This window comes from Ruegeria lacuscaerulensis, assembly GCF_013033355.1.
GTDB lineage: Bacteria > Pseudomonadota > Alphaproteobacteria > Rhodobacterales > Rhodobacteraceae > Ruegeria > Ruegeria lacuscaerulensis_A.
Map to the genome: position 1 here is coordinate 113,588 of NZ_WQDY01000008.1, position 25,767 is coordinate 139,354.

Genomic DNA, 25,767 nt, shown 5'->3' on the forward strand with positions numbered 1-25,767 from the left:
AATTCGTTCCAGACTCCGGCTGCCCGCCCGGGGGCACGGGCCCCGGTATAATCAACAATATTGGAGAAACGTCATGACAACCAAGATTGTCATCGGACTGGACGGGACAGAAACCGGAGAGCGCGCGATCGCCTTTGCCAAAGACTTGGCTGAGCGGATCGGAACGTGTGAATTACTTGTGGTTTACGTCATCGAATGGTCCCCTTTTACTTTTCAGACACCTGAAGAAAACGCCCAGAGACACAAGCGGCGCGAAGAAGAAGTTGCATTGGCGACTTCGCGCATCGTTACGCCTGCGGTTGATGCTTTGACCTCGGGCGGGTTCACGGCCCAGGGCATCGTGCGCCACGGCGACGTGGCCGAAACGCTGAACGCGATCACGGTCGAAAATGGCGGCACCCAGATCATCGTCGGGCGAGCATCGGCAGATGGGTTCAAGAAACGGCTGTTCGGCAGTTCGACCCAGAATCTGGTCATGCATGCCGATGTACCGGTCACTGTCGTGAACTGAGGAGAGCGATGAAAATGAGTATCTATCAGAAAACAGCGCTGGCCGCCGCCGTGATGCTGGGCGCAAGCCCCGCAATGGCGCAAGAGGCCGCGGGTCTGGACGACAGGATCAATCAGGCTTTTGCCGATTTTACCGGCCCGTTCGTCAGCTTTATCTTCGCGCCGTTTCCCGGCACTGGTTTCCCATGGATCGTGGGGTGGCTGGTTGTCGCCGCGACGGTCTTTTCAGTGTATTTCGCCTTTGTGCAGTTCCGTTTCTTCGGGCACGCGATCAGCCTAGTCAAAGGCGATTATTCCGACCCGAATGACGCCGGCGAAGTCAGCCACTTTCAGGCTCTGGCGACTGCGCTTTCGGGTACGGTCGGTTTGGGCAACATTGCCGGTGTGGCCGTGGCCATCGGGATTGGCGGGCCGGGCGCGACTTTCTGGATGATCATGGCGGGCCTTCTGGGCATGGCCTCGAAATTCACAGAATGTACGCTGGGCGTGAAATACCGAAATGAATACGACGACGGCACCGTGTCGGGTGGCCCGATGTATTACATGTCCAAGGGCTTTGCTGAACTGGGCCTGCCAGGTGGCAAGATTCTGGCGGTTCTGTTTTCGATCTTCTGTATCCTTGGCGCGCTGGGCGGGGGCAACATGTTCCAGGCCAACCAGGCGCACCAGCAGATTGCGGGCATCGTCGGAGATTATCCCGGCTGGATCACCGGTTTGGTCTTTGCGGGTATCGTATTCGCTGTGATCGTGGGTGGCCTGAAGTCCATTGCGCGTGTGACCGAAAAAGTCGTGCCGTTTATGGGTGTCATGTATGTTCTGGCCGCTCTGGTCATTATCATCATGCATGCGGATCAGATCGGGTGGGCCTTTGGTCAGATTTTCGCAGGCGCCTTCACCGGCCTCGGCGTTGCTGGCGGTATGGTCGGTGCGCTGATTCAGGGCTTCCGCCGCGCGGCATTCTCGAACGAAGCGGGCGTGGGCTCGGCTGCGATCGCGCACTCGGCGGTGAAAACCAGCGAGCCGATCACCGAAGGGTTCGTGTCCCTGCTGGAGCCGTTCATCGACACGGTCGTGATCTGTACCATGACAGCGCTGGTAATCATCATCACCCAACAGCTGATCGTTGATCCGGCAACTGGCCTGTACGTGCTGAACGAAGCGGGCAACGGTATCGCAACCGTTGACGGCAATTCGGGCGTCAGCCTGACCTCGGCGGCCTTTGGCAGCGCCTTTGGCTGGTTCCCGTTCGTGTTGGCCATCGCGGTGGTTCTGTTCGCCTTCTCGACCATGATCAGCTGGTCCTATTACGGCCTTAAGGCCTGGACCTATCTGTTTGGCGAGGGTCATACCAAAGAGCTGATCTTCAAGATCATCTTCTGTGTGTTCGTGGTGATCGGTGCGGCGGCCAACCTTGGTCCGGTCATCGATTTCTCGGACGCGGCGATCTTTGCCATGGCGGTTGTGAACGTCTTTGCGCTGTATTTCCTGATGAAGGTCGTGCGCGAAGAGCTGGCGAGCTATGCGGCCCGGCTGAAAAGCGGCGAAATCCGCAAATTTGGCCACTAAATCATTTCACCGGGGCGGTCTGCGTCGCCCCGGTGCCTGACCAGTTGCAGAATCCGCAGATTCTGGTCCAAACCCCCTTGCCAGTATGATCGAACTTGCGTAAACGGCGCATCTGTTGCGTGACCGGCCGAGATGGCATGCCGAGTCGCGTCTGAAACCGAACCCTGGAAGGAGACGGAAATGCCTAAGATGAAGACCAAGTCGAGCGCCAAGAAGCGCTTTAAGGTGACTGCGACCGGTAAGGTCCTTGCTGGCCAGGCCGGCAAACGGCACGGCATGATCAAGCGGACCAAAAAGTTCATCCGCGACGCCCGTGGCAACACCACCCTTTCCGCCCCCGACGCCAAGATCGTCAAGGGCTACATGCCCTACGACCGCTAAGAGGAGATACCAACATGTCCCGCGTTAAAGGTGGAACCGTAACTCACGCCCGTCACAAGAAGGTCATCAAGGCCGCCAAAGGTTACTATGGCCGCCGCAAGAGCACCTTCAAGGTTGCCCGTCAGGCCGTCGACAAGGCCAACCAGTACGCAACCCGCGACCGTAAGAACCGCAAGCGCAACTTCCGCGCGCTGTGGATCCAGCGTATCAACGCTGCTGTCCGTTCGCATGACGAGGCTCTGACCTATTCCCGCTTCATCAACGGCCTGAACCTGGCCGGTATCGAAGTGGACCGCAAAGTTCTGGCCGACCTGGCCGTGCACGAACCGGAAGCGTTCGGCGCGATCGTCGCCAAAGCTCAGGCCGCTCTGGCTGCCTGATCCTCTGATACAGAGACAGTGAATGAAAGGCCGTCCCATTCGGGGCGGCTTTTTTGTTCGGCGGTTGTCTGAAAGTTGGCTTTGCTCTGCCGGCAGACTTATTTGTCAGGAAATGTTAGATGTCGAACCACTGGTTAAACTAATTTCTTCGGGGTCGGCGACATGCTTGAGTTTGATGAGGAGACAACCCGTCTTTTGGATAGTGTCTATGAAGGCGCCGACGTAACGCGTCGACGTCGCGGTTCCTTTGATGCGCTAAAGCCTTCCCCCGGTGATACCATAGCGGACATAGGATGCGGCAACGGCCTATTGACGGCAGAGCTAGCTCGGGCAGTTGGTGGAACCGGCCATGTCATAGGAATTGATCCTAGTGACGCTATGCGGCATTCGGCCGAAAATAGATGTCAAACTTATGATTGGGTCAAGATCGTTGAAGGCGAAGCCGGACGCCTTCCCGTCAAAGACGCCTCGGTTGACAAGGCCGTATCAGTGCAGGTGTATGAGTACCTGGACGATATTCCGGCCGCGGTGGGCGAAGCCTATCGGTGCTTAAAACCAGGGGGGGTGCTCGTCATAGGCGATATCCATTTCGACAGTTTGATATGGTTCAGTGAAGATCCTGCTCGGATGGCGCGGATGGTAAGGGCATGGGATGAGCATTTTGTTGAGAGAGGAGTGCCAGCTCTTTTGCCTCCAATCCTGACGGATGCTGGTTTTGAAGTGGAGGGAGTAGCTCCCGTTACCGTTTGCGATACTCAACTCCGGCCAGATGGGCTGGCCAATATGTTGATTGTCCTGATGGAACGGTTCACTAAGTCCAAGCAGCTTTTACCTGATGAGGAAGCGGCCGCCTGGGCAGATGAACAGAGAGCCTTGGCTATGCAAGGAAAGTTTTTCTTTTCTCTAACTCATTTCGTCGTCAGCGGCCGTAAGCTATAGCAACGGAGCAGTAGAGCTATAGTTGGCTCGTTGTTTCTCGTTACGACCAAAAGACCGGCGCCATGGGCACCGGTTTCTGGGCTGTAATCAACTAGTAGTCTACCCAAACACACGCCCGAGCGCACCGTCCACCGCGTCGGTGATCTGGTCGATATCGTCCGGAGTGGCAATCAGCGCGGGTGAGAAGCACAGCGTGTTGTTCTTGCCTGGCACCGAACGGTTGGTCACACCGATGATCACCCCCTGCGCCATGCAGTCGGCCACAACTGCTTGTGCCATCTTTTCGTTCACCGGCTCGCGGGTGGAACGATCAGCAACCAGTTCTGCGCCAAGGAACAGGCCCTTGCCGCGCACGTCGCCGATGACTTTGTGCTTTTCCATCAGCTCTTGCAGGTTACCCATCATGCGCGCGCCCATGTCGGTGCAGTTTTGCAGCAGGTTTTCATCTTCGATGATCCGCATGTTCTCGATCGCCGCCGCCGGGCCTGCAGTGCAGCCGCCGAAGGTAGAGATGTCGCGGAAATAGTTCATCGGGTCGTCTGCATTGTCTTTGAACATGTCAAAGATTTCCTCGGTGGTGACCATGCAAGCGATGGCGGCGTAACCCGAGGCGACGCCCTTGGCCATGGTCACAAAGTCAGGCTTCACACCATATTGCTGATAGCCAAACCATGTGCCGGTACGACCAATGCCACAGACAACTTCGTCGATATGCAGCAGGATGTCATACTTGTCGCAAATCTCCTGCACGCGCTGCCAATAGCCTTCGGGGGCCTCAATCACACCACCGCCAGCGGTCACGGGTTCGAGGCACAGTGCGCCGACAGTATCGGGGCCTTCGCGGAGGATGACCTCTTCGATCTGATCAGCAGCCCATTCGCCGAAATTCTCTTCGGGGGCGCCGTCCAGCTCGTGCTTGCGGTATTCCATGCAGTGCGGCACGCGCACGAAATCCGGCGCGAAGGGGCCGTATTGAGCGTTACGCTCATCCTGACCACCCGCCGACATCGCCGCGAGGGTCGAGCCGTGGTAGTCGCGATCGCGGTAAAGAATCTTGGTCTTCTTGCCGCCGTATTTCTTGTGGGCGATCTGGCGGACCATCTTAAAGGCTTTCTCATTCGCCTCAGAGCCTGAGTTCATGTAGTAAACGCGGCTCATCCCCGGCATCTTGCTGATCAGCTTTTCCGCAAAGATCGAGCCCGGAATCGACCCGGCCGAGTTGGCGAAGTAACACAGCTTCATCAGCTGGTCGTAGACCGCCTTGCAGATCGATTCGCGGCCATAGCCCACGTTGACCGTCCAGACCCCGCCGGATACGGCATCCAGATGTTCCTTGCCGTTCTGGTCCCAAACGCGCATGCCTTTGCCTTCGACAATGATGCGCGGATCATTGGTTTCAAAGGGTTTGTGCTGGATCAGGTGGTGCCAGATATGGGCGCGGTCGGCTTCGACCACGCGGGAAAGATCGTTTTCGTTGAACGTGCCGTCCATGACATGTCCTTTCACAAAGTATGGGTGCGCAAGGTGCGGGAGCTGGGTCCCGGCCTGTGTGTTCTTGATGGCTCAGATCACCGCGAATGGCCATCCGTAGATAGGGCCAGATTGCATCATCGCGTATCGCCAGTCCATGACTGAGCGCGTATTTCTACGAATTTGTCTTGCCTGCGGGATTGTGATCAAGTCCCGTGCAATAAGGGAGGGGTAGCTGATGACCGAAGCCAATATTTATGAGCGTCACCTGGACAGGAACCGGGCAAATTATACGCCCTTGTCGCCGCTAAGTTTTATAGAGCGGACTGCGCAGATTTATCCCGACTATCCGTCCGTTGTTTACGGCGCGCGCCGGTACACATGGGCCGAGACATATACCCGGTCTCGCCGAATGGCTGGCGCTTTGGCCGCGCGCGGGATCGGCAAGGGCGACACCGTCTCGATCATCGCCGCTAACATCCCCGAAATGTACGAGGCGCATTTCGGTGTCCCAATGTCCGGGGCGGTGCTGAACGCCATCAACACGCGACTGGATGCACCGATCATCGCGTTTATCCTGAATCACGCAGAGTCCAAGGCCCTGCTGGTTGACCCAGAATTCTCGGGCGTCGTCAAAGAGGCGTTGAAACAGGTCGATCACGACGTACTAGTGATCGACATAGAAGATGACAGCTTTGAGGGCGGTGAAAAGCTTGGGGCGCTGACCTATGACGCGCTGCTGGCTGAAGGCGACCCAGAGTTCGCGTGGTCTTTGCCAGATGACGAATGGGACGCAATCACCCTGAACTATACGTCGGGTACAACGGGCAATCCCAAGGGTGTTGTGTACCATCACCGGGGTGCGATGCTGAACGCGCAGTCTGATCTGTTGGATTGGGATATGCCCAAACACTCGGTCTATCTGTGGACCTTGCCAATGTTTCACTGCAACGGTTGGTGTTTCCCATGGGCGATGGCGGCGAATGCGGGGGTTTCGGTCTGCTTGCGCGCTGTGCGGGACGAGCCGATCTATGCCGCTTTCCGCGACGAAAAGGTCACGCATTTCTGCGGCGCGCCGATCGTTCTGAACATGCTGGCAAATGCGCCGGATCACCTCAAGGATTTCGACCACCAGATCAAAGTGATGACCGCTGGTGCTCCGCCACCTGCGGCAGTTATCGCGAATATGGAAGGGATGGGGATCGAGGTCACCCATGTCTATGGGCTGACTGAGACATACGGCCCTTCGGTTGTCTGCGCCTGGAAAGACGAGTGGAACAGCAGGGGCGCGGACGAACGCGCTGCGTTGAAGGTACGGCAGGGTGTGCGGTACACGGCTTTGTCCGGGCTGATGGTAGCCGACCCTGAAACGCTGGCCCCCGTGCCTGCCGATGGCGAGACCATGGGCGAGATATTCATGCAGGGCAATGTGGTGATGAAGGGGTATCTCAAGAACCCAGATGCGACCGACAAGGCGTTCAACGGCGGATGGTTCGCCTCGGGCGATCTGGGGGTGATGCACTCCGATGGCTACATTGCGCTCAAAGACCGGTCCAAAGACATCATCATCTCGGGGGGCGAGAACATTTCATCGGTCGAAGTGGAAGATATCCTGTATAAACACCCCGCCGTGATGGAGGCTGCCGTGGTCGCCCGGCCCGATGATAAATGGGGCGAGACGCCCTGTGCATTTGTCGAACTCAAGCCCGGCGCGCAGACGAGTGACGCAGACATCATTGCATTCTGTCGCGATCACATGGCCCATTTCAAAGCGCCCAAGACGGTGGTGTTCGGGCCGCTACCCAAGACGTCGACCGGCAAGGTCCAAAAGTTCAAGCTGCGGGATCAGGCTAAAGCGCTGGGCTAAGCACCCATTCGGTCAAAGATCGACAGGTCCAGCTTCAGCATCTCGCCCATCCAGATGGCGCGATCCCGATGGTCCTCAAGATGATGACCGGTTTCGGGATGCGTAAAGATGGTCAATCCTTGTCGGTTCAGCATCAGCCACGGAATGACCTGATCGAAGGCGTCCGGGGCAAATGCCAATTGGCAACTCCACCGCGGATGCGGGCCAACATTTTTGGCGTGCATCCGACCTATCTCAACAGGGAACAGGCGACCTGCTTCTTGGCAAAGCTGTTGCGCGATTGTTTGAGTATCAGCATCGAAATAGACATGGGCGTGATAGCCGGTGATCTCGGGCATAGGGGCCTCCATTCTTGCTGAGAAGACTTTATGCCACCGCGGTTCTATTTCCTACTAACGTGAGCACACAGACCCTGTGCGGTCAGTCAGGCGCGTGCCGGTCCGGGTGCGCCTGTGCAAAAGCGGGCAGGTCTGCGCAGGCAGCGTCGACACTCAGGATACGGGGTAGTCCGGTCAGATCGACCTGCCAGCGACGTGCGTTGTATAGCTGAGGGATCAGACACAGATCGGCCAAACCGGGCTGTGCGCCTGTGCAGTAGGGGGATTGTTCAAAATCGCCCAAAAGGGTTTCGAACGCCAAAAGGCCGGGACGGATGAAATGGCGCATCCAGTCGCCGGGCATATTGTCTGCATCGTGGCTCAGCGAGGTGGCGTGGCGCGCAACCGATAGGTTGCAGACCGGGTGCAGATCCACCGCGATGGATTGTGCCAAGGCCAATGACTGTGCGCGGGCTGCGGGTTCGGCGGGCAACAGACCCAGCCCCCGCGTGTTGTCCAGATAATCTATGATCGCCAGCGATTGAGTCAGCCGCAGGCCGTCAATCTCAAGCACGGGAACCAACCCCTGCGGATTACGTGCCAGATGCGTGTCAGACTTTTGGTCACCACTGGCCAGATCGACAGAAACCGCGCGATACGCGACCCCAGCCAAATTCAGCGCGATGCGCACGCGGTAACTGGCTGAAGAGCGCCAGAAATCATACAGTATGACGCTCATCCTTACCTCCTGTCAGTCTTGGTTGTCATGCAATTCTGCCGTTTTCAAAGCCTGAGACAAGACGCCGGCGTCACCGATATGGTTGGCCAACACCAGGACCAGCCGTGCGTTGAGCGCGTCGCTGTCTGTCTTGTCCAGCCCGTCATGCAGGGCCAGCAGGTTGGCATAAAAGTCGTCCGCATTGTCGAAATTCGGTGTGAGTATCAAGTCAGCCATCCCACTTACTCCTTTCCGGTTGCACGGCGCATCGCCTGCCGAAACGCGTTTTCTTCGAAAGTGTCCCGCCGGGCGGCCACATGCTGGTCGGGGCGGATCAAATAGATGGCGCTGTCCGCATCCCCCAGATAGCGACGCTTTAACTCCAGCGTCAGGTCATCCTTCACGGACAATGCCAAGCGCGTGGCTTGGATGCCGCCTTCTTCAAGGCGCTCAGGCGCTTCGGCGTCTATCGTCAGCAGCGTAAATTTTCCGGCCAGTTTCGGCAGCAGGAATTCGTCGCCCAAAGGCGCGTCCGGACAGGCCGAACCCGGGCATGTGATATCCGGGCCATTCAATGCGTCCGCCGAACTGAGCGATGATCCCTTGTACGTGCAGGGCGCGCTAAGACGTCCGGAATTTACCAGAGGGCGTGCGAATTCGTATTTCTCGCTCAGGTCCAGTACCGCGTCGCGCAGTAAACGGGACATTTCGGATTTGGGCGTGATAAAATCGGTCGAGCGGGTCGACATGGTGATGTTCTCATCTGCTGCCTGAACGCGCTCGCGGCTATAACTATCAAGCAGCAGTTCAGGTGCTTTCCCGTCGATCACCAGTTTCAGCTTCCAGCACAGGTTGTCGGTGTCCTGAATGCCCGAATTTGCCCCGCGCGCGCCGAACGGGCTGACCTGATGGGCGCTGTCCCCGGCAAAGAGGACACGTCCATGGCGGAACTTCTCCATCCGGCGGCACTGGAATGTGTAGATCGAGACCCATTCGAGTTCGAACTCCACATCCTCGCCCAGCATCGCCTTAAGGCGAGGGATGACGTTTTCGGGGCGTTTCTCGCGCTCTTTGTCGATGTCCCATCCCAGTTGCAGGTCAATGCGCCATACATTGTCAGGCTGTTTGTGCAGCAGCGCGGATTGACCCCTGTTGAAGGGCGGGTCGAACCAGAACCAGCGCTCGGACGGGAAATCGGCCTCCATCACCACATCGGCGATCAGGAAGTTGTCTTCGAATATCCGCCCGTCGAAATCCAGCCCCAGCATCCGGCGGGTCGGAGAATGCGCGCCATCGCTCGCGATCAGCCAGTCGGCTTCGACGTTATAGGGGCCTTCTGGCGTCTCGACCTCAAGCTTGACGTGGTCGTCATGGGTGCCGATCGCCTCGACCTTGTTGCGGCCGCGAATTTCGATCGGTGCACCTTCGGCCTGCAAAGCGCGGACACGGTCGACCAGAATTTCCTCAAGATGATATTGTTGCAGGTTCACGAAGGCGGGGTTGGAAAAGCCTTTTTCGGGCAGCAAGTCGAACTCGTAGACTTTGCGGTCGTCGAAAAAGACCTTGCCCGCCTCCCATTGCACCCCGGTTTCGGCCATCGGATTGCCGCACCCCAACCGGTCGGCGATATCCAATGTGCGTTGCGAAAAACAGATCGCCCGGCTGCCAAAGCTGACCTTGTCGTTGTCGTCCAGAACGACGACCCCAACACCTTGCTGGGCCAGGTCGATGGCTGCGGTCAGGCCGACCGGACCGGCGCCAACAACGATCACTTTGTGGCGTACAGGTGTCGCAGTGTCCTGATCCGGGCTGCGCTCATAAGCATAAAGCGGTGTTTCGAAGATCTTGTTCATGGTTTCTCTCCCCGATGCGTTGACGCAACTGCTTGCCTCTGGCGAGGCCAAGCCAGAGCCCTATGGGAATGGTTCCATCGAATACGCCGACGAAAAACGATCTGGATCAAATGCGACGGTTTGTCCTTAACCTTGCAGGGCCTCCCACATGTCCAGATCGCGTTGGGCGGTCCAGATGCGTGGCGTGTCAATACCGCGCGCCTCGTCATAGGCGCGGGCTACGTTGAAGGGCAGGCAGTGTTCATAGATCGCGTAATCCGCGAATTTCGGGTCACATTCAGCGCGCACGGCGTCCCATGCTTCTTTCAAAGAACCACCACGTGCCGCGATCTTTGCTGCAGGGCGATATGTGCTGTCGACGAAATCACGGGTGCTTTCAATAGCTGCATTCACCATCTCTTTCCCGATCAGGGCGTCTCCGCGTCCCGGAGCGATGGCGTCGACGTCGAACAGGCTGATTGCATCCAAGGTATCACCCCAGTCGCCGAAATGCCCATCGCCGCAATAGCAAGCCGAGTGGTATTCGACGATGTCGCCGGTGAACATGACGTTCTGATCGGGTACATGAATGACGATATCACCCGCCGTATGAGCGCGGCCCAGATGCATTAGGTCAACCCGGCGATTGCCCAGATAGACCGTCATTGTGTCGCTGAAGGTGGTGGTGGGCCATGTGAGGCCGGGAATGCTCTCGTGCCCTTCAAACAGGCGAGGGAAGCGTTGGAATTCGCTATCCCAATCCTCCTGCCCGCGTTCCACGACCATCGCACGGGCCATGTCCGACATCAGGATCTGCTGTGCTCCATACGCGCTGGCGCCCAGCACACGCACGGCGTGATAGTGGGTTAGCGCCACGTGGGTGATTGGCTTGTCAGTGACCGAGCGGACGCAGTCGATGACTTTTTGTGCCAAACGTGGTGTCGCTTGGGCCTCGACAATCATGACGCTGTCATCGCCAATAATCACGCCGGAATTCGGGTCGCCTTCGGCGGTGAACGCATAGAGCCCGTCACCGATTTCGGTAAATGAGGTCTTCTTCTCGGACATGTCCCCCTGGGACGCGAATGCTTTGGCCATGTTGGGTTCCTTATCGTGCGAATGGGTTTTCTAGTGCGGGCAATACTGTTCCCACGCAATAGCCAAAGCCGATCGAATAACCGTCGCCTTTTGCCGCGCCGGTCAGGGTCATGGTGTCGCCGTCTTCGATAAAGCGGCGGGTCTCGCCCGTGTCCAGCGTCAGCGGTTCCTTCCCGCCCCAGCTGATTTCCAATAGCGAGCCGCGTTCAGGTTTTGTTGGCCCCGAGATGGTGCCTGAGCCTAGCAGGTCGCCCGTGTTCATTGGGCAGCCCGATGTCGTGTGGTGCGCCAGTTGCTGCGCGGCAGAGTAATACATCTCACGGTAGTTGGTGCGGGCGATGGTGCTTGCTGGTTTTCCGGACGGAGCCATCGTGATGGAAAGGTCGACGTCGTACAACATTGGGCCGCAATCCTTGAGGTGATCCAACAGCTCATGCTCGCGCGCGGGTGTGTCACAGCGGAAGGGCTCAAGCGCTGCCTTGGTCACGATCCACGGGCTGATTGACGTGGCTGTAGCTTTGGCCTGAAACGGTCCGAGCGGCTGGTATTCCCACGCCTGGATATCGCGCGCGGACCAATCGTTTAGCAGAACATAACCAAAGATGTTGTCGTCCGCCTCTTGGACCGAGATCGGACCGTCCGATGGTGTGCCTACGATGGCGCCCATCTCAAGCTCAATGTCAAAACGGCGGCTGGGCAGAAAGGCGGGACGGTCATGATCGGGCGATTTCAGCTGGCCCCAGGGACGGCGAATATCTGTCCCCGACACAACGACAGAAGAGGCGCGGCCATTATAGCCGATCGGAATGTGCAGCCAATTGGGGGGCAGGGCATTCTCTGACCCGCGGAACATGGTGCCGACATTTTGCGCGTGGTGACGACCTGCATAGAAGTCTGTGTACTCACTGACCGCGAAGGGCATATGCAATACGGCGTCGCTCTGCGCCACAAGCAGAGGCTCAACCCTGTCTTGCTCTTCTGATCCCTCGGCCAAAAGGCTGGTAAGGCGCGCGCGAAGGGCGGCCCAGACGGCGGGGCCTTGCTCCATCAACGGGTTCCAGAAGGGCAGGTCGAACAGGGGTTCGTCAATCAGGTTAATCAGACCTTCGGCCTCGGCGCTGGTGATGTCGAAAATCAAGTCCCCGATTGCAACGCCACAGCGCGGCTCGGCACCTTCTGTCGCGAAAATACCATAAGGTAAGTTGTTCAGCGGAAAGGGATGGGTCGCGTTATTGGCCGAGGCGATCCAGGATTTCAAAAGGGTCATTGGCGTTCCTTGTCGTCTTTTTCGGCGCGACTCGATAAGGGGCGCGCCGTTTGTGCCTGTTTCTGTTGATCAGTCGTTCAAGTCGGTTCCGCCGGATGAGCCGTCCTGCCGGTGGCCGGGCATTGGATTGTGGTTGTAGTGGTCCCGCTTGCCGTTCCAGCGCGCACGCCGACTCCAAAGAAACAAGCATGCAAAGCCTAGGAAAACAGCAATTACTATGTAACCAGCATCCATCACTTTTTCCCTGCCGTTCCGTCGAACTTTTTCTCAAGAGAGGTCCAACAGTCAATGTAGTCGTCCTGCAGGGGCGCTTCGTTTGCGGCAAACGGGGTCAGGTGCTGCGGAAAGCGGGTTTCGAACATGAAGGACATGGTATTGTCCAACTTGTCCGGCCCGAGGTTTGCATTCGACGCTTTGTCAAAGGCTTCGCGGTCCGGCCCGTGTGGCAGCATCATGTTGTGCAGGCTCATCCCGCCGGGAACAAAGCCCTGCGGTTTGGCGTCATATTGGCCGTAGATATTGCCCATTAGCTCGGACATGATGTTCTTGTGATACCAGGGCGGACGGAAGGTGTCCTCGGCCACCATCCAGCGTTCCCGGAACAGGACAAAGTCGATATTGGCCGTCCCCGGCTGACCTGATGGGGCCGTCAGAACGGTAAAGATCGACGGGTCGGGATGATCAAACAGGATCGCGCCGACCGGGCAATAGGTGCGCAGGTCGTATTTGTAGGGCGCGTAATTGCCATGCCATGCGACCACGTCCAACGGGCTTTGGTCGATTTGCGTTTTATGGAACTGCCCGCACCATTTGACGGTGACGGTCGAGGGCACTTCTCGGTCTTCAAACGCCGCGACCGGGGCCTTGAAGTCACGCGGGTTGGCCATGCAGTTGGCGCCGATCGGGCCACGTCCCGGAAGTTCGAATTTCTGCCCGTAGTTTTCGCATACAAAGCCGCGCGCAGGACCGTCCAGAACTTCTACGCGATACACAAGTCCGCGCGGTAGAATAGCGATCTCTTTGGGTTCCAAATCAATGATCCCTAGCTCAGTTGCGAAACGCAGGCGGCCTTCCTGTGGCACCACCAGCAGCTCGGAATCGGCCGAGAAGAAATATTCGTCCACCATGGAATCTGTGATCAGATAGATGTGGCTGGCCATGCCCACTTGCGTGTTTACGTCGCCCGCCGTGGTCATGGTGCGCATACCTGACAGCCATGTCAGGCCCTCGTCGGAATGCGGTACTGCATCCCAGCGATACTGCCCCAGGCTGATCACATCGGGATCAACGCAAGGGGCAGATTTCCACAGTGGCAGATCGACCTTTTCATACCTGTGTGAATGCTTGACCGAGGGCCGGATGCGATAGCACCACGTCCGTTCGGGCGGGTTTGCAGTAAAGGCCGTTCCGCTCAGCTGTTCGCCATAGAGGCCGTAGTTACAGCGTTGTGGGCTGTTCATGCCTTGTGGCAACGCGCCGGGCAGGGCTTCGGTTTCAAAGTCGTTCCCGAAGCCGGGCATATAGCCTGCATGTGTGCCAATGGTGCTGCTGGCTTGGGTCATCTGGTGTGGATCAGTCGGACGGTTCATCCTGTACTCCTCCTCTTTGTTGCTTGTGAAATAATAGTTGATTTTGTAACTAACAAGCATGACAGACACTGACCCCGAAAAAAATGATGCCTTTGATCTGCAGGATTTCCTTCCTTATCTGCTGAACAGAGCGGCCGAGGAGTGCTCGTTGGAGTTTCAACGGGTCTACAAAGAACGGTACGGGATGCTTCGCACCGAATGGCGGGTGTTGTTTCATTTGGGTAACTACGGTGAGATGACGGCCAAAGAAATTGGTGAGCGGGCTCGCATTCACAAAACCAAGATCAGTCGCGCCGTCAGCAAGCTTGAGCAACGGCGATACTTAACGCGCACACCCAGCCAGAACGATCGCCGGGTCGAGCACCTGACGCTGACCTCGACGGGGCAGTCGGTTTACCGGGACCTGCGCGAGGTCGCCAAGCGATACGACGCCAGATTGGCGAACATGATAGGGCTGGATGACGCCTCTCAGCTCCGCGGGATGTTGAGAAAGCTGGCGGATATGGGGTGACCTCTGGTAATTGTCGTCCATTGCCCCCAGATGACGTGCAGAGCGGACATAGGATAACAATAAATGACAGCCCCGGACCCCAACGCGGCGAAATCAACCGATTTGATCAACTGGATAGTGACACGCGGCCTCGAGGGCGCGGACAAGGAAGAATTGTTGGATGGGTATTGTACCCGTCTGGTCGAACTTGGCGTGCCATTGATGCGGTTTCATGCGGCCCAATCGGCCCTGCACCCTGTCTATGGCGGTACTGGCTATAGCTGGTATCAGGGACGAGGCGGAGATTATCAAAAATTCAAGTATTCCGAAGATGTCAGCGAGGATTGGCAGAACAGTCCTTTGTTCGCGATCCTCAATGACGACATCGACTATGTGCATGAACGCATCGTCGATCAGAACGAACCCAGTAAATACCCTCTGATCAATGAGCTTCGAGAGGTTGGCGCAACTGATTACTATGCCACCAGCGTGGCTTTTGACGTGCCAACGCACAACATGCCGCCCGATGCCAAAAAGACGGTGGACGGGGTGCTTTTGTCCTGGACGTCGAACGCGCCGGAAGGATTTCGAGACAGCGATCTGGAACTGATCCACACCGCGTTGCCTCATCTTGGGTTGGCGCTGAAATCGGCTTCGAATGCACGAGTCTCCAAAGATCTTATGCGCGTGTATCTGGGCCGCGATGCCGGTCGCCGCGTGCTGTCCGGCGAGATTCGACGCGGGTCATTGCAGCAAATCGATGCTGTGATTTGGAATTTCGACCTTGAAGGGTTCACCAGCCTGTCCGAAGAGCTGCCGGGAAACGAGATCATCGACATGCTTAATGATTACCTCGCGGTTGCGGTGGGCGTGGTGCATGACAACGACGGAAATATCCTGAAGTTCATGGGCGACGGGTTGATGGCCATGTTTGATGTTGGCGATATTGATGCGGACGCGCGGGCTGCGCTGAAGGCTGTGCCGATGCTGCAATCCCGGATCGAAGAGTTGAATGCCGCGCGCGAAGCAGATGGTTTGCCGGTGGCCAATTACACGCTGGCCCTGCATTCCGGCGAAATTCTCTATGGCAATATCGGGTCGGAAAGCCGGTTGGATTTCACTGTCATTGGCCCGGCGGTGAACCAGACTGCGCGTATTGCCGGGATGCATCGGTCTTTGGGTCAGCGCATTTTGATCTCGGATGACGTGGCTCGGGCTGCTCAGCCTTGCGGCAAGGAATTGATCTCGGTCGGGCGCTACATGCTGCGTGGCGTGCCCGAACCGAAAGAGCTGTTTACGGTCTACCGGCCAGGAGATTAGGCGTCGGCTGCGAGCGCACCGCAGCCGGTTCCGCTTAACATCAGAAAACTGCTACTGACGAAAGGTTGTCAATGAAGGCGTCGATCCAGTCGATCTGCTGGCATAACAGTGAACGTCTCTTGGATGATTAGCGACGCATTCGATTATTGAAAACGGCCATCATCGAATTTCTCAATCGAGACACGTCTTCGTCTACTGAAGCGGATGGGTCGCATTCGAATGGCGGCAGAACCTCGACCCGGATCGTTCCACTTTTTGGGAGGTGTTTGCCGCGTGGCAACAAGCGATCAGAATCGTGGATGACGATGGGTCGGATTGTCCGGCCCGTATTGCGCGCGGCCAATACAGCTCCCGCCTTGAAGGTGCCAAGACTTTCGGACCGGGTGCGTGTGCCCTCAGGGAACAGCACGACAGAGCAGCGTGCGGGCATTGCTTGGATAGCAGCGGTAAGTGTTTCCAGCGCTACACTGCCGCTCTTGCGGTCAACCTCAACAAGCCCGGCCCCCTTGAACCCACGGCGTAAAAGGACCGCGTCGCAGAGTTCTTTCTTGGCGGCAAAGGTGATCCACTTGGCCTCTGGCAGAGCATCCATCAGGGCGAAGCCATCCAGATGGCTGCGGTGGTTGATCACAATGATGCTACCGGTGTCGGCGGATAACATTGCCACTTCTGCCTGTGTCATCTCGGTCCGGATGCTCAGCAACCATAAAAGCCGCGAACAAGCACGTTTGACCAGTCGCCAGTACCAGCCGCGAAAGCCCCGCCGTTTACTGCAGAGTAAGGGCACAAACGCAACGAAAAGGAAATAAACCGGGCCCAGCAGGAACAGCGCCATGCGCTTGATGATGCGCACGCCGGTTGAGTCTATTGCCGCAGGTGCGGCTCGTTCTTCCGGACGTTGGAGTGACATGGATTCCGTTGCAAGTGTTGCTGTCCTGGGGATGGCCACAAGGGTCCTTCGTCTGGCTTTCGCTGCCTGCCCTCTGGGCGCGTGGCCTAACAAACACCCAGCGCACTGCCTCTATGGGGCAATGGCGAAGACACATCAACAAAAAGTCGCGCACAGACTAGACTTCAATAATTGGTTCGGACTTCACAAGCGGATACTTCGCCGGGCGCGAATGTCCAGAAACACAGTTTGTGACAGTTCGATCCGAGGGCTTGAGCGGCAGAAAACTCCGCAGATTTGACTCGCGAGAGGTACCTAAAAGTCGATTTCGACGCCCGGCAGGTTCAGCTCTTTCATCATGTCTCGCAGTTCCTGACGGGCCGCGATGTTCGAGATGTTGAGCTGTTTGACCCCGATATCCTTGAGGTCCAGCAAAGTCAGGCCGCGTGGGAAAAGTTCGCGAAAGACGACCCGTTCGGAAAAGCCCGAGGCCACGCGGAAGCCGATGCGTTGCGACAGCATCTCGATCGCGCGTTGCATTTTTTCCTTGTTGACCATGCGCTGGGTTCCGACACGGTTTCTTACGACGACCCAGTCAATGGGCTTCAAACCTGCCTGTGCCCGCAACTGGCGCGCGTTCCATACCATCTCGGAATAGACCGAAGGACCAAGGATTTTCTCGCCTTTCGAGTCAATGCGGGCCAGCAAGTCAAAGTCGATGAAACTGTCATTCAGCGGTGTGATCAGCGTATCGGCCAACGAATGTGCAACCTGGCTGAGACGGGTGTGCGAGCCTGGGCAGTCGATCAGGATGAAGTCACTGTCGCTTTCCAGTTCTGCCACGGCGGCTGAAAGGCGGTGGTCATAAATGTTCTCGCCCGGTTTCAGCTTGGTCGCGTCAATCTCGGGCAGGTCATGATGGCGGGGGCTGGGAAGAGACAGGTCCGAGTTTTTCAGGAAATTGGCACGGTTTTCGAAGTACCGGCCAAGGCTGCGTTGGCGCAAATCCAGATCCAGAGTGCTGACCTTGTGACCCAGCCGCGCCAGCGCAGTGGCCACATGCATCGAGACGGTCGATTTGCCCGCGCCGCCCTTCTCGTTCCCCACTACGATAATGTGTGCCATGCCTGTATTCCCAAGTCCCGCCGTGTTTGACCACACGTTGTTGAACACCACTATATGTTGTGGAAACGTGGAAGGGAAGAACCCGAAACGCCATTCTGAAAGCCTGTTGCGAATTCATAGACCCAAGAATGGACGTGCTGCTTGCCAGTTTAGCACCCTTGTCTCACTGTGGGTCTGAGGCAGCAGCGGGAAGGGCTTGAGATGGAACAGATATTCCTGAATGTGCTGAATGTGGTGCTGCCTGTACTTATATGCGCGGGGATCGGTTACGTTTTGGCCATCACTCGGGCGCCTTTCGACAACACAGTTGTTGGCGGGATCGTTTCTCGGGTCGGGTATCCGACGCTGATTATCTCGCATCTGTCGACAACGAATATTGCCGTTAGCACATTTGTCGACGTCATGGCTGCCGCGGCTCTGGCGATTGCGGGCTTCGGCATCTTGGGATTGGTCGCGCTTAGGGCAATGCAGTTGCCGGTGCGGGCATTTCTGACTCCGTTGATGCATGGGAATGTCGGGAATATCGGTCTGCCGATTACTCTGCTGGCGCTGGGCGATGCCGGGATGGCCTACACGATGGCGTTCGTGGTCGTCGTGTTGATCAGTATCTTTACCGTAGGCATGTGGATACCGGCCGGAGCGTTCTCGGCCAAAAAGCTGGTAACCTCGCCTATTATCTACGCTGTCGCCATTTCGCTGGGCCTGATGGCGACTGGGTACAGCCTGCCTGCACCCGTGGCCAAATCGTTTGACATTCTGGGCGGCCTTTCGATCCCACTTATGCTTTTGACGCTGGGCCACACACTGGCTGGTCTACGCGTTCAAAGCTTGGGCCGGTCAGTGGTTCTGACCATGCTGCACCTTGGGATGGCGGTACTTATTGCCTCAGTTTTGGTTTGGACCTTCGGGTTCACAGGGGCTGAACGTGGGGCGGTCATCCTGTGTTGTCTGATGCCGTCATCGGTCGCAACTTATCTGTTCGTTGATCAGCACATGCCCGAATACGGACCGGACGTTGCGGGGTTCATTCTGGTTTCGACATTGGTAACCATTCTCGTTTTACCGTTGGCGTTGTCTTACTGGATCTGACCTTATGTCGAAGGATGAACTCTGCTAAGATTCTGATGTGGCGGGTAAATACCCAGCGGATACGAGGGCTTGGCGATGTCGGATGCGAAATCACCTCAGCACAAAGCGCGTGTTGTTTTGGCAATGACGGCGATTTGTATGATGGTGGTTGGTTTCAATACGACGGCTGTTGCCACGATCCTGCCCAACCTCAAGGCCGAGTTTGACCTTACTCCCGCAGAGCTTCAATGGGTGATGGCGACCTATACCGTCGCTAGTGCTTCGCTTGTTACAATTGTTAGCCGACTGGGCGATATAACGGGCAAAATGGGCGTGTTCTTCTTTGGAATGATAGTGTTTGCCCTAGGTTCAGCTACTGTACTGTTTGCGCATGACGGCGCGATGCTGCTGAGTGGACGCGCCGCGCAAGGTGCAGGGGCAGCGGCTTTGTTCGGAACGTCTCTGTCCTTACTTACGGCTGCAACGCCCGAAGATCAGAGGGCAAGCGTCACCGGGGCCTGGGGCGCAATTGTAGGGTTGGCGATTGGCGTGGGCCCTATCTTGGGTGGGGCATTTGCTCATTACATCAGCTGGAGAGCCGTTTTTGCCACCGACCTGATCTTGCTGGCTGGCGCTTTTGCCATAGGTCTAACGGTCAGCAGGCGGGGTTATGTACCCGACACGCGGCTTGCGGGCGCAAGATTTGACTACGTTGGCGCAAGCGCTGTTCTGTTGTTTCTTGGGCCGTTGTCTTTTGCACTCAGCAATGGCGAAAGCGCTGGATGGGATACGCCTTCGACATTGGTGCCGCTGGCGGTCTCTGCATTCGCAATGGTTTGTATTGTCATCGCTTCGCGCCGCAGCCAAGACCCTCTGATCGAACTGCGATACTTTCGCCATCCACGTTATTTCATGGCTGCGGCTGGCATGTTTTTGACCGGATTTACCCTGTTCGGATTTTTCGTCTATTTCAACACGTTCGTCCAGTCACCCGACGCCTTCGGATATACGTCAGTCGAGGCCGGGTTGGCGATCATGCCGCTTAGTCTAAGCATGTTTGTCATCTCGGTCACCGCGCCGCGTTTCCTCGCGCCCTACAGTTTCCAATGGCCTGTTGCGATAGGGTTGGGGTTGATGGCGGTTGGGTTCCTTTCGCTGACCGCAACTACGAACACAACACAATACGCCGAGATTTGGTGGAAACTTATGATTGTCGGCATTGGTCTGGGCATCTGTTTTTCATTGCTGCCACGCCTTGGGTTGCGCCTGCTACCCGAAAGGCACGTGGGGCAAGGTTCCGGTGTGATCAATGCGTGTTTGTATTTCGGCGCTACGCTTGGTGCCGTCGTTTGTGGCCTGGCCGAGGCCCTCACAACCCGTAAGGGACTGTCAGAAGTAATCAACGCCTTGCCTGTCGGATCGGCCCCGCGCGAGGATCTGGCGCATGCGCTCACCCATGGTTCACCCAGTCAGATTCAGCAGATTCTGGCGGATCTGAAGCCAATTGCCGGAAGCGCGCTGGCCAAGGCCCTTCGGGATCTTCAGGACAATGCCTTTGACAGCGCCATGGTCTTTACAGCGATGGCAGCCTTGTTGGGGATGGCGTTGGCGCTGCTATTGCTGCGTGGACCAATTCCACCACTGCACAGCGCTGCCGATCTGACAGCCAATTAGACTAGAGCCACTAGCGTCGAGGAGCACCCAAGTGGGATGGTCACTTGGGAATTAGGGATCAAATTAGGATGTGAGCATTGGCTGTTGAAGGCATTTCCCCTGCTGTTAGTTTTCCCGAAATTGGGACTGTAAAAAGCCCCGCTGTTTTCTATGACGGGCGAACTGTATTTTTGTCTTACGAAATTGCACCGGTGTCGGGCGGCGGGGTCGCGATACTGAAATTTGATGATGTTATCGAATTTCGGATAGATCCAATGAATGTCGAAGGTTTGCGGGCCGCCGAGTTCCCTGTCAAACCATGGGACTTTCAAGAGGTCACGGGATCAGAAAAAACCGAACGCTGGAAGGCTTTGAAACCCCGCTTTTGGACGATCTCCTTCAACGATGAAACGATTGAAGTCGTCTTCAAGCAAGTTGAACTGATTGACCGAACACATGAAGCCACAGCTCCTGATGCGGCTTTGATGGAGCTGCTCGCATCGAACCAGGCGGATCGATTCCAACCGTAGCCAGCGCCACATGCCGCTGAGAAGATAAACAAAAAGGCCGCCCCTTGGGACGGCCTTTCGCATCTGAAATGGATCTGGCTTAGAAGCCCAGACCTTCGTATTTCTTCTTGAATTTCGACACGCGGCCGCCGGCGTCCATCAGGCGGGCGCCGCCACCGGTCCATGCGGGGTGCACGGAGGGGTCGATTTCCAGGGCCAGCTGGTCGCCTTCGGCACCCCAGGTGGATTTCATCTTGATCACTGTGCCATCGGTCAGTTTGACGTCGATGAAGTGGTAGTCGGGATGGATGTCTTTTTTCATCTTTCCGCTCCTTACGCCTCGGCGCCTGCCTTGGGCTTGTAGTTGGTGACTTCGGCGATACGCGCGGATTTACCACGGCGCGAGCGCAGATAGTACAGTTTGGCGCGACGGACGCGGCCACGGCGGACAACGGTGATGCTGTCGATGTTGGTCGAATGCAGCGGGAACACACGCTCCACGCCTTCGCCGAACGAGATTTTACGGACGGTGAACGAACCGGCGATGCCGCTGCCACCTTTGCGCGCGATGCAGACACCTTCGTAGTTCTGCACACGGGTACGCGACCCTTCGGTCACTTTAAAGCCGACACGGATGGTGTCACCGGCTTTGAAATCGGGGATGTCTTTCCCCAGGGCGGCAATCTGTTCCGCCTCAAGCTGTGCGATCAGGTCCATCGCATTCACTCCTATCTGCTCGTGGTTGGTCCACGAAGTTTGGGCACGGGCTGAGAGCTCTTGGTCTTCACCGGGTCCTGCATGCAGCCCGCCAGAGGTCAGATCGAATGTTCCTTAGTCCAGTTTGTTCCGCCGCGCCGTGGCCGAAGAAAGCCGGGCGTCACGACATGGACCAAACCAAAACACCGGAGTCGCATGACGCGGCACCGGATTGCGGTCGTTTAAGGGCATTATGTGCAGGGATCAAGCCCAAAATGCTGAGAAACGGTGGGATTCCGCCGCCTCAAAACAGCATCGTTGCTTTGATCCGTCGATCAGGCATTCTGAGGGGAATTACAAGAGCAGTCATTTCAAACAGGAACAGAACATGCGCACTGCATTGATGCTTGCTGTCGCGGCTTTTGCCATCCTGTCCTGCGGTCGCAGCAGCCCGCCGCCGCAACAGGTCGCGGCCAACGCGTTTCTGGACACGACCTCACCTGCGGTGATCTTCCCGGCTTTTGGCGATGCTGATCCGCACCCGTGGGAGGGGCGTCATCCTGGCCACTATCCGGTGCACGGTCTGGACGTGTCGCGTTGGCAAGGGCCGATTGACTGGCACAAGGCCAAGGCTTCGGGGGTTAGCTTTGTCTTCATCAAGGCGACTGAGGGTGGTGATGTAGCTGATCCGATGTTTGCAAGTCACAGCAGCGGGGCGAAAGCCGCCGGGGTGCCTTGGGGGGCTTATCACTACTACTATTTCTGTCGTCCTGCGCGCGAACAAGCCCGGTGGTTCATCCAGAATGTCCCTAAAGGATCGGACCTGCCGCATGTTCTGGATATGGAGTGGACGCCGCATTCCAAGACCTGCACCCTACGCCCGGATGGCGCGACTGTCCGGGCTGAGGCGAAGAGGTTTCTGGATATTCTCGAACGTCACTACGGGCGGCGTCCGATTGTCTACACCACCGTGGATTTTTACGGCGACACCGACATAGGGCGCCTGCCCAAGACAGAGTTCTGGCTGAGGTCCGTCGCCGGGCATCCAAGGAACGTTTATCCCAATGCGATTTGGCGGTTCTGGCAATACACGGGCACGGGGCTTGTGCCCGGTGTGCAGGGACCAGTGGACATCAACACCTTCAACGGCCCGCCCGAGATCTGGGCGCGGTGGAAGAACGGCTAGTCTTCGGACTTGGCTTTGGAGTAGGCGTCCCACAGGTCGGGGCGGCGTTCCTGTGTGATCCGCTCGGACATCTCATGCCGCCAATTGGCAATACGCCCGTGATGGCCCGACATCAGAATGTCCGGGATCAGGCGGCCCTTCCATTCGGCGGGGCGTGTGTATTGCGGGTGTTCCAGCAGGCCCGAGGAAAAGCTCTCCTCCTCAGCCGAAGCCTGATTGCCCAAAACGCCGGGGATCAGCCTTACGGTGGCGTCGATCAAAGCCTGCGCGGCAATCTCACCGCCGGTCATGACGAAATCGCCTAAGGAGACCTCTTGCACGCCGTAATGCTCCAGAACGCGCTCATCGACGCCTTCGAACCGGCCACACAGCAGGGTCATGCCGTCACAGCGCGCCAGATTCTGCATCATGCGCTGATCCATCCGGCGGCCACGCGGGCTGAGGTAGATCAGCGGCCAGTTACCCCGCGCCCCCGCCATCGTGTGTTCAATCGCCTCGCCCAGTACATCGGCGCGCAACACCATGCCCGCGCCGCCGCCGGCGGGCGTGTCATCCACATTGCGGTGCTTACCGACGCCGAACTGGCGCAGATCGACGGTTTCCAACTGCCACAGACCCTCTTGCAGCGCCTTGCCGGTCAGGCTTTCGCCCAACACACCGGGAAAAGCTGAAGGGAACAGAGTGATGATCTTAGCCTTCCACACCCCATGCAGGTCGGGCGTTGGGGTCAGCAGCTCACGCGGTTTCAGGGTCGGGCGGATCGCCTTGCGCCCATGAGATTTCGATGGTTTTTCGGTCATGTCGCACCCATCAGCGCCTGCTGCGCCCGTTCAACTACCGCGGCCTTTTGCGCGACCAAGGCGGCTTCGTCCAGACGTGATCTGTTCAGGTCCAGTAATTCGGCCAAAACGTCCTCGGGCAGTCGAGTGTTCGATTTGGAGGGCGGAACCAGCTGCTGCGCCTTGTCATGAGGCAAGTCCAGATACTCGGCAAAAGGCGCACCCGGCCCGAATTGACGCAATTGCAGCTCCTCCAGCCAGTCCGTGTTCACGGTGACGGTGGGCAGCTTGTCACGAATCTGGTTTACGGTTTCTTGCAACGAGGGCAAATGGTCGATGCTGTCGCGGAATGTATCGAAATCCTGCACTTGTCGCATTCGCTGCAAATCATGGGCCCAAAGGCTGCGCAACCAACTGCCCCGCTGACGCAAAGACAGGTAAAGCGTGATCTCGATCTCTTGCCCGGAAAACCTCTGGTGGATCGAATCCACAAGACAGGCGGCCAGATCGGGGGCTGCCGCGTAGCCCTGTTCCAGATTGCGACTAGGGCGGAGGCCCGCGAAGTTTTCCTCGCTTAGGATCAAACCGCGCTTTTCCCCGAAATCCAGCGAGTCGAGGAAGTCGCGCATCTGGCTGCCGAACTCGGACAAGGTGCCGACGGTGCCATAAACGGAATGGTTGGTCGCTGCCCGCGACAGGCCCGAATTGCGCGTTCGATAGGGCAGGACCAACGCGAAATGCGGCCAGATCAACTCGCGATTTTCATAAAGGAAAGACTGTGCCGCAGTGGTGCCGGTCTTGTGCAGGCCCAGATGCAGCAGGACGCGGCGCATCAGATCAGCCCTTCGGGCGGGTCGGCGATGATGCGGCCTTGATCCAGATCGACCGTGGGGACGGCCTCAAGCGTGAAGGGCAGCAGAACGGTCGCCTTCAGCCCCGGCCCGTGCAGTTCCAGCAGGTCGGCAGCGCCGTGGTTTTGCACCGATTTTACCCGGCCCAGCAAGGTGCCGCCGGTGTCATAGACCTCCAGCCCGATCAGGTCGGTGTGATAGAATTCATCATCGGGCAACGAGGGCAGTTGATCACGCCGCGCAAACAGGCGCAAACCTTTCAGCGCGTCGGCCTGTTCTTTGGTTTCAACTCCGCCCAGACGCGCCGCAAAGCCATTCTTGATCGACCGAGTCAGGACCAGCGGATAGCGTTCGCCACCGGCCTCGTCCGTCAGGGGGGAATAGGCCTCGATATCCTCGGGGATGGCGCAATAGCTCTTTAGCCGCACTTCACCGCGTACGCCATACGATCCCGCAATGCTGCCGACGCAGATCAGATCACTCATTTGCCCCATCCGTAACACAAAACCCATCATCCCATTGTCCTATCCCTTCGCACGCCTCGCGTTGGTTCGAGCGTTCGAAGAATACGCCGACAATAAAGGCGATCATCAGCAGGATGGGAAGGCGAAATAACCCGAACATGCGCCTATCGCACCTCGATGGGCAGGCTGTCATCGCGGTATTCCCAACCGACCTGTTCCAGCTCGGGCGTGTCCGATTGCGTTTCTGGCAGGCCAACACAGAAATAACCGATCAGGCGCCAATCCTCGGGTACGTCCAAATCACGCGCCATCTGGTCCGGGTCCAGAATGGATACCCAACCCAACCCCAGACCTTCGGCCCGCAAGGCCAGCCAGAACAGGGTGATGGCCGAAACCACCGAATAGCGCCGCATCTCGGGCATCGTGTCTGCGCCCAGACCTTGCCCCTTGTCCGTGGCATCGTCGCAGAACACGGCCAGTTGCACCGGGGCCTCTTGCATCCCCGACAGTTTCAGGCGGCTGTAGAGTTGCGCCTTTTCGCCGGAATACCCTTCCAATGCCTGCGCATTGGCAGTTTGAAAATTTCGCAGCGCCGCGTCGCGCGCGGCCTGACTTTCGACGCGGATCACGCGCCAGGGTTCGCTCAGCCCCACCGAAGGGGCCAGCCGAAACGCGTCGAGGCAGCGCGTCAGCACTGCCTCGTCAATCGCGTCGGTGCGGAACCGACGGACATCGCGCCGGAGCCGCAGCAACAGGTCAAACTGCGCGCGAAAATCGTCAGTGAAAGTCTGATCCCGCACGCG

30 protein-coding genes are annotated in these 25,767 nt (G+C 57.6%); 13 read left to right on the plus strand and 17 right to left on the minus strand.

Annotation, left to right across the window (positions count from 1 at the left end; translation table 11 throughout):
- Positions 1-73 precede the first annotated feature (73 nt).
- The 5 genes from GOW48_RS14785 (at position 74) to GOW48_RS14805 (ending at position 3,776) form a co-directional block, all read left to right on the plus strand.
- Positions 74-511 carry a universal stress protein gene (locus GOW48_RS14785; RefSeq protein WP_170356081.1) on the plus strand — a complete coding sequence of 146 codons (438 nt, stop codon included), beginning with the start codon at positions 74-76 and terminating at the stop codon, positions 509-511.
- A gap of 14 nt (positions 512-525) precedes the next feature.
- Positions 526-2,076, plus strand: coding sequence for an alanine/glycine:cation symporter family protein (locus GOW48_RS14790; protein ID WP_170754957.1), 1,551 nt, complete (start codon positions 526-528; stop codon positions 2,074-2,076).
- Positions 2,077-2,256: 180 nt separating this feature from the next.
- Positions 2,257-2,457, plus strand: coding sequence for a 50S ribosomal protein L35 (gene rpmI / locus GOW48_RS14795; protein WP_010443552.1), 201 nt, complete (start codon positions 2,257-2,259; stop codon positions 2,455-2,457).
- 14 nt (positions 2,458-2,471) lie between these two features.
- Positions 2,472-2,837: a 50S ribosomal protein L20 gene (rplT, locus tag GOW48_RS14800; RefSeq protein WP_008756009.1), complete on the plus strand. Its 366-nt coding sequence runs from the start codon at positions 2,472-2,474 to the stop codon at positions 2,835-2,837.
- A 162-nt stretch (positions 2,838-2,999) separates the two neighbouring features.
- A complete protein-coding gene (locus GOW48_RS14805; protein WP_170754959.1) occupies positions 3,000-3,776 on the plus strand; it encodes a methyltransferase domain-containing protein in 777 nt (258 codons plus the stop codon).
- Positions 3,777-3,875: 99 nt separating this feature from the next.
- On the opposite strand, the gene GOW48_RS14810 is transcribed toward GOW48_RS14805, so the two are convergent.
- Positions 3,876-5,267 carry an aminotransferase family protein gene (locus tag GOW48_RS14810; protein ID WP_170754961.1) on the minus strand — a complete coding sequence of 464 codons (1,392 nt, stop codon included), beginning with the start codon at positions 5,265-5,267 and terminating at the stop codon, positions 3,876-3,878.
- A gap of 217 nt (positions 5,268-5,484) precedes the next feature.
- On the opposite strand from GOW48_RS14810, the gene GOW48_RS14815 reads away from it, so the two are divergent.
- A complete protein-coding gene (locus GOW48_RS14815) occupies positions 5,485-7,113 on the plus strand; it encodes an acyl-CoA synthetase (RefSeq protein WP_170754963.1) in 1,629 nt (542 codons plus the stop codon).
- Here the strand turns inward: GOW48_RS14815 and GOW48_RS14820 are convergent.
- From GOW48_RS14820 to GOW48_RS14835, 4 genes are all read right to left on the minus strand, one after another.
- Positions 7,110-7,451, minus strand: a complete 342-nt coding sequence (locus GOW48_RS14820; RefSeq protein WP_170754964.1) for a DOPA 4,5-dioxygenase family protein — start codon at positions 7,449-7,451, stop codon at positions 7,110-7,112. The genes GOW48_RS14815 and GOW48_RS14820 overlap by 4 nt on opposite strands.
- Positions 7,452-7,533: 82 nt before the next feature.
- Complete coding sequence (gene maiA, locus GOW48_RS14825) at positions 7,534-8,169, minus strand: maleylacetoacetate isomerase (RefSeq protein ID WP_170356087.1); 636 nt, start codon at positions 8,167-8,169, stop codon at positions 7,534-7,536.
- Between the two features lie 12 nt (positions 8,170-8,181).
- Positions 8,182-8,385, minus strand: a complete 204-nt coding sequence (locus tag GOW48_RS14830) for a DUF2783 domain-containing protein (protein ID WP_170356088.1) — start codon at positions 8,383-8,385, stop codon at positions 8,182-8,184.
- Between the two features lie 5 nt (positions 8,386-8,390).
- A complete protein-coding gene (locus GOW48_RS14835) occupies positions 8,391-10,001 on the minus strand; it encodes an FAD-dependent oxidoreductase (RefSeq protein WP_170754966.1) in 1,611 nt (536 codons plus the stop codon).
- Here GOW48_RS14835 and GOW48_RS22655 point away from each other — a divergent pair.
- Positions 10,000-10,131: a hypothetical protein gene (locus GOW48_RS22655; protein WP_269149639.1), complete on the plus strand. Its 132-nt coding sequence runs from the start codon at positions 10,000-10,002 to the stop codon at positions 10,129-10,131. The two genes, GOW48_RS14835 and GOW48_RS22655, sit on opposite strands and share 2 nt — an antisense overlap.
- On the opposite strand, the gene GOW48_RS14840 is transcribed toward GOW48_RS22655, so the two are convergent.
- The 3 genes from GOW48_RS14840 to hmgA form a co-directional block, all read right to left on the minus strand.
- Positions 10,128-11,078 carry an MBL fold metallo-hydrolase gene (locus tag GOW48_RS14840; RefSeq protein WP_170356090.1) on the minus strand — a complete coding sequence of 317 codons (951 nt, stop codon included), beginning with the start codon at positions 11,076-11,078 and terminating at the stop codon, positions 10,128-10,130. The genes GOW48_RS22655 and GOW48_RS14840 overlap by 4 nt on opposite strands.
- A 10-nt stretch (positions 11,079-11,088) precedes the next feature.
- The gene (gene fahA, locus GOW48_RS14845; RefSeq protein ID WP_170754968.1) at positions 11,089-12,345 is read right to left on the minus strand and encodes a fumarylacetoacetase; all 1,257 of its coding nucleotides are present in this window, start codon (positions 12,343-12,345) and stop codon (positions 11,089-11,091) included.
- Between the two features lie 233 nt (positions 12,346-12,578).
- Positions 12,579-13,934 (minus strand): homogentisate 1,2-dioxygenase, encoded by a 1,356-nt coding sequence (gene hmgA, locus GOW48_RS14850; RefSeq protein WP_170754970.1) that lies wholly within the window; start codon positions 13,932-13,934, stop codon positions 12,579-12,581.
- A gap of 58 nt (positions 13,935-13,992) precedes the next feature.
- Between hmgA and GOW48_RS14855 the strand changes: the two genes are divergently transcribed.
- Positions 13,993-14,445, plus strand: coding sequence for a MarR family winged helix-turn-helix transcriptional regulator (locus tag GOW48_RS14855; RefSeq protein ID WP_170754972.1), 453 nt, complete (start codon positions 13,993-13,995; stop codon positions 14,443-14,445).
- Positions 14,446-14,508: 63 nt separating this feature from the next.
- Positions 14,509-15,744, plus strand: coding sequence for an adenylate/guanylate cyclase domain-containing protein (locus GOW48_RS14860; RefSeq protein WP_170754974.1), 1,236 nt, complete (start codon positions 14,509-14,511; stop codon positions 15,742-15,744).
- 127 nt (positions 15,745-15,871) lie between these two features.
- Here GOW48_RS14860 and GOW48_RS14865 read toward each other — a convergent pair whose 3' ends face one another.
- Both GOW48_RS14865 and GOW48_RS14870 read right to left on the minus strand, forming a co-directional pair.
- On the minus strand, positions 15,872-16,654 hold the full coding sequence (locus GOW48_RS14865; RefSeq protein ID WP_170754977.1) for a lysophospholipid acyltransferase family protein: 783 nt from the start codon (positions 16,652-16,654) through the stop codon (positions 15,872-15,874).
- Between the two features lie 294 nt (positions 16,655-16,948).
- A complete protein-coding gene (locus GOW48_RS14870) occupies positions 16,949-17,758 on the minus strand; it encodes a division plane positioning ATPase MipZ (RefSeq protein WP_170356096.1) in 810 nt (269 codons plus the stop codon).
- A gap of 201 nt (positions 17,759-17,959) precedes the next feature.
- On the opposite strand from GOW48_RS14870, the gene GOW48_RS14875 reads away from it, so the two are divergent.
- From GOW48_RS14875 to GOW48_RS14885, 3 genes are all read left to right on the plus strand, one after another.
- Positions 17,960-18,847, plus strand: coding sequence for an AEC family transporter (locus GOW48_RS14875; protein ID WP_170754979.1), 888 nt, complete (start codon positions 17,960-17,962; stop codon positions 18,845-18,847).
- Between the two features lie 75 nt (positions 18,848-18,922).
- Positions 18,923-20,500, plus strand: a complete 1,578-nt coding sequence (locus tag GOW48_RS14880) for an MFS transporter (protein WP_170754981.1) — start codon at positions 18,923-18,925, stop codon at positions 20,498-20,500.
- 77 nt (positions 20,501-20,577) lie between these two features.
- Positions 20,578-21,009 (plus strand): hypothetical protein, encoded by a 432-nt coding sequence (locus GOW48_RS14885; RefSeq protein ID WP_174821685.1) that lies wholly within the window; start codon positions 20,578-20,580, stop codon positions 21,007-21,009.
- A 79-nt stretch (positions 21,010-21,088) separates the two neighbouring features.
- Here GOW48_RS14885 and rpmE read toward each other — a convergent pair whose 3' ends face one another.
- Together rpmE and rplS are read right to left on the minus strand one after the other, a co-directional pair.
- Complete coding sequence (rpmE, locus tag GOW48_RS14890) at positions 21,089-21,310, minus strand: 50S ribosomal protein L31 (RefSeq protein WP_170356099.1); 222 nt, start codon at positions 21,308-21,310, stop codon at positions 21,089-21,091.
- Between the two features lie 11 nt (positions 21,311-21,321).
- Positions 21,322-21,705 carry a 50S ribosomal protein L19 gene (gene rplS / locus GOW48_RS14895; protein ID WP_170328369.1) on the minus strand — a complete coding sequence of 128 codons (384 nt, stop codon included), beginning with the start codon at positions 21,703-21,705 and terminating at the stop codon, positions 21,322-21,324.
- A 367-nt stretch (positions 21,706-22,072) separates the two neighbouring features.
- Between rplS and GOW48_RS14900 the strand changes: the two genes are divergently transcribed.
- On the plus strand, positions 22,073-22,870 hold the full coding sequence (locus GOW48_RS14900) for a glycoside hydrolase family 25 protein (protein ID WP_170754983.1): 798 nt from the start codon (positions 22,073-22,075) through the stop codon (positions 22,868-22,870).
- On the opposite strand, the gene trmD is transcribed toward GOW48_RS14900, so the two are convergent.
- From trmD to bluB, 5 genes are read right to left on the minus strand one after another with little or no spacing between them, the layout of a single operon-like run.
- Positions 22,867-23,670 carry a tRNA (guanosine(37)-N1)-methyltransferase TrmD gene (gene trmD, locus GOW48_RS14905; protein WP_170754985.1) on the minus strand — a complete coding sequence of 268 codons (804 nt, stop codon included), beginning with the start codon at positions 23,668-23,670 and terminating at the stop codon, positions 22,867-22,869. The two genes, GOW48_RS14900 and trmD, sit on opposite strands and share 4 nt — an antisense overlap.
- Entirely contained in the window at positions 23,667-24,482 is an 816-nt protein-coding gene (locus GOW48_RS14910) for a hypothetical protein (protein ID WP_170754987.1), read from the minus strand. Before GOW48_RS14910 ends, trmD begins: the two co-directional genes overlap by 4 nt.
- Positions 24,482-24,985 carry a ribosome maturation factor RimM gene (gene rimM / locus GOW48_RS14915; RefSeq protein ID WP_170754989.1) on the minus strand — a complete coding sequence of 168 codons (504 nt, stop codon included), beginning with the start codon at positions 24,983-24,985 and terminating at the stop codon, positions 24,482-24,484. Before rimM ends, GOW48_RS14910 begins: the two co-directional genes overlap by 1 nt.
- Positions 24,978-25,124, minus strand: a complete 147-nt coding sequence (locus tag GOW48_RS14920; protein WP_170754991.1) for a hypothetical protein — start codon at positions 25,122-25,124, stop codon at positions 24,978-24,980. The genes rimM and GOW48_RS14920 overlap by 8 nt, the downstream gene beginning before the upstream one ends.
- 4 nt (positions 25,125-25,128) lie before the next feature.
- The gene (gene bluB, locus GOW48_RS14925; RefSeq protein WP_170754993.1) at positions 25,129-25,764 is read right to left on the minus strand and encodes a 5,6-dimethylbenzimidazole synthase; all 636 of its coding nucleotides are present in this window, start codon (positions 25,762-25,764) and stop codon (positions 25,129-25,131) included.
- Positions 25,765-25,767 lie beyond the last annotated feature (3 nt).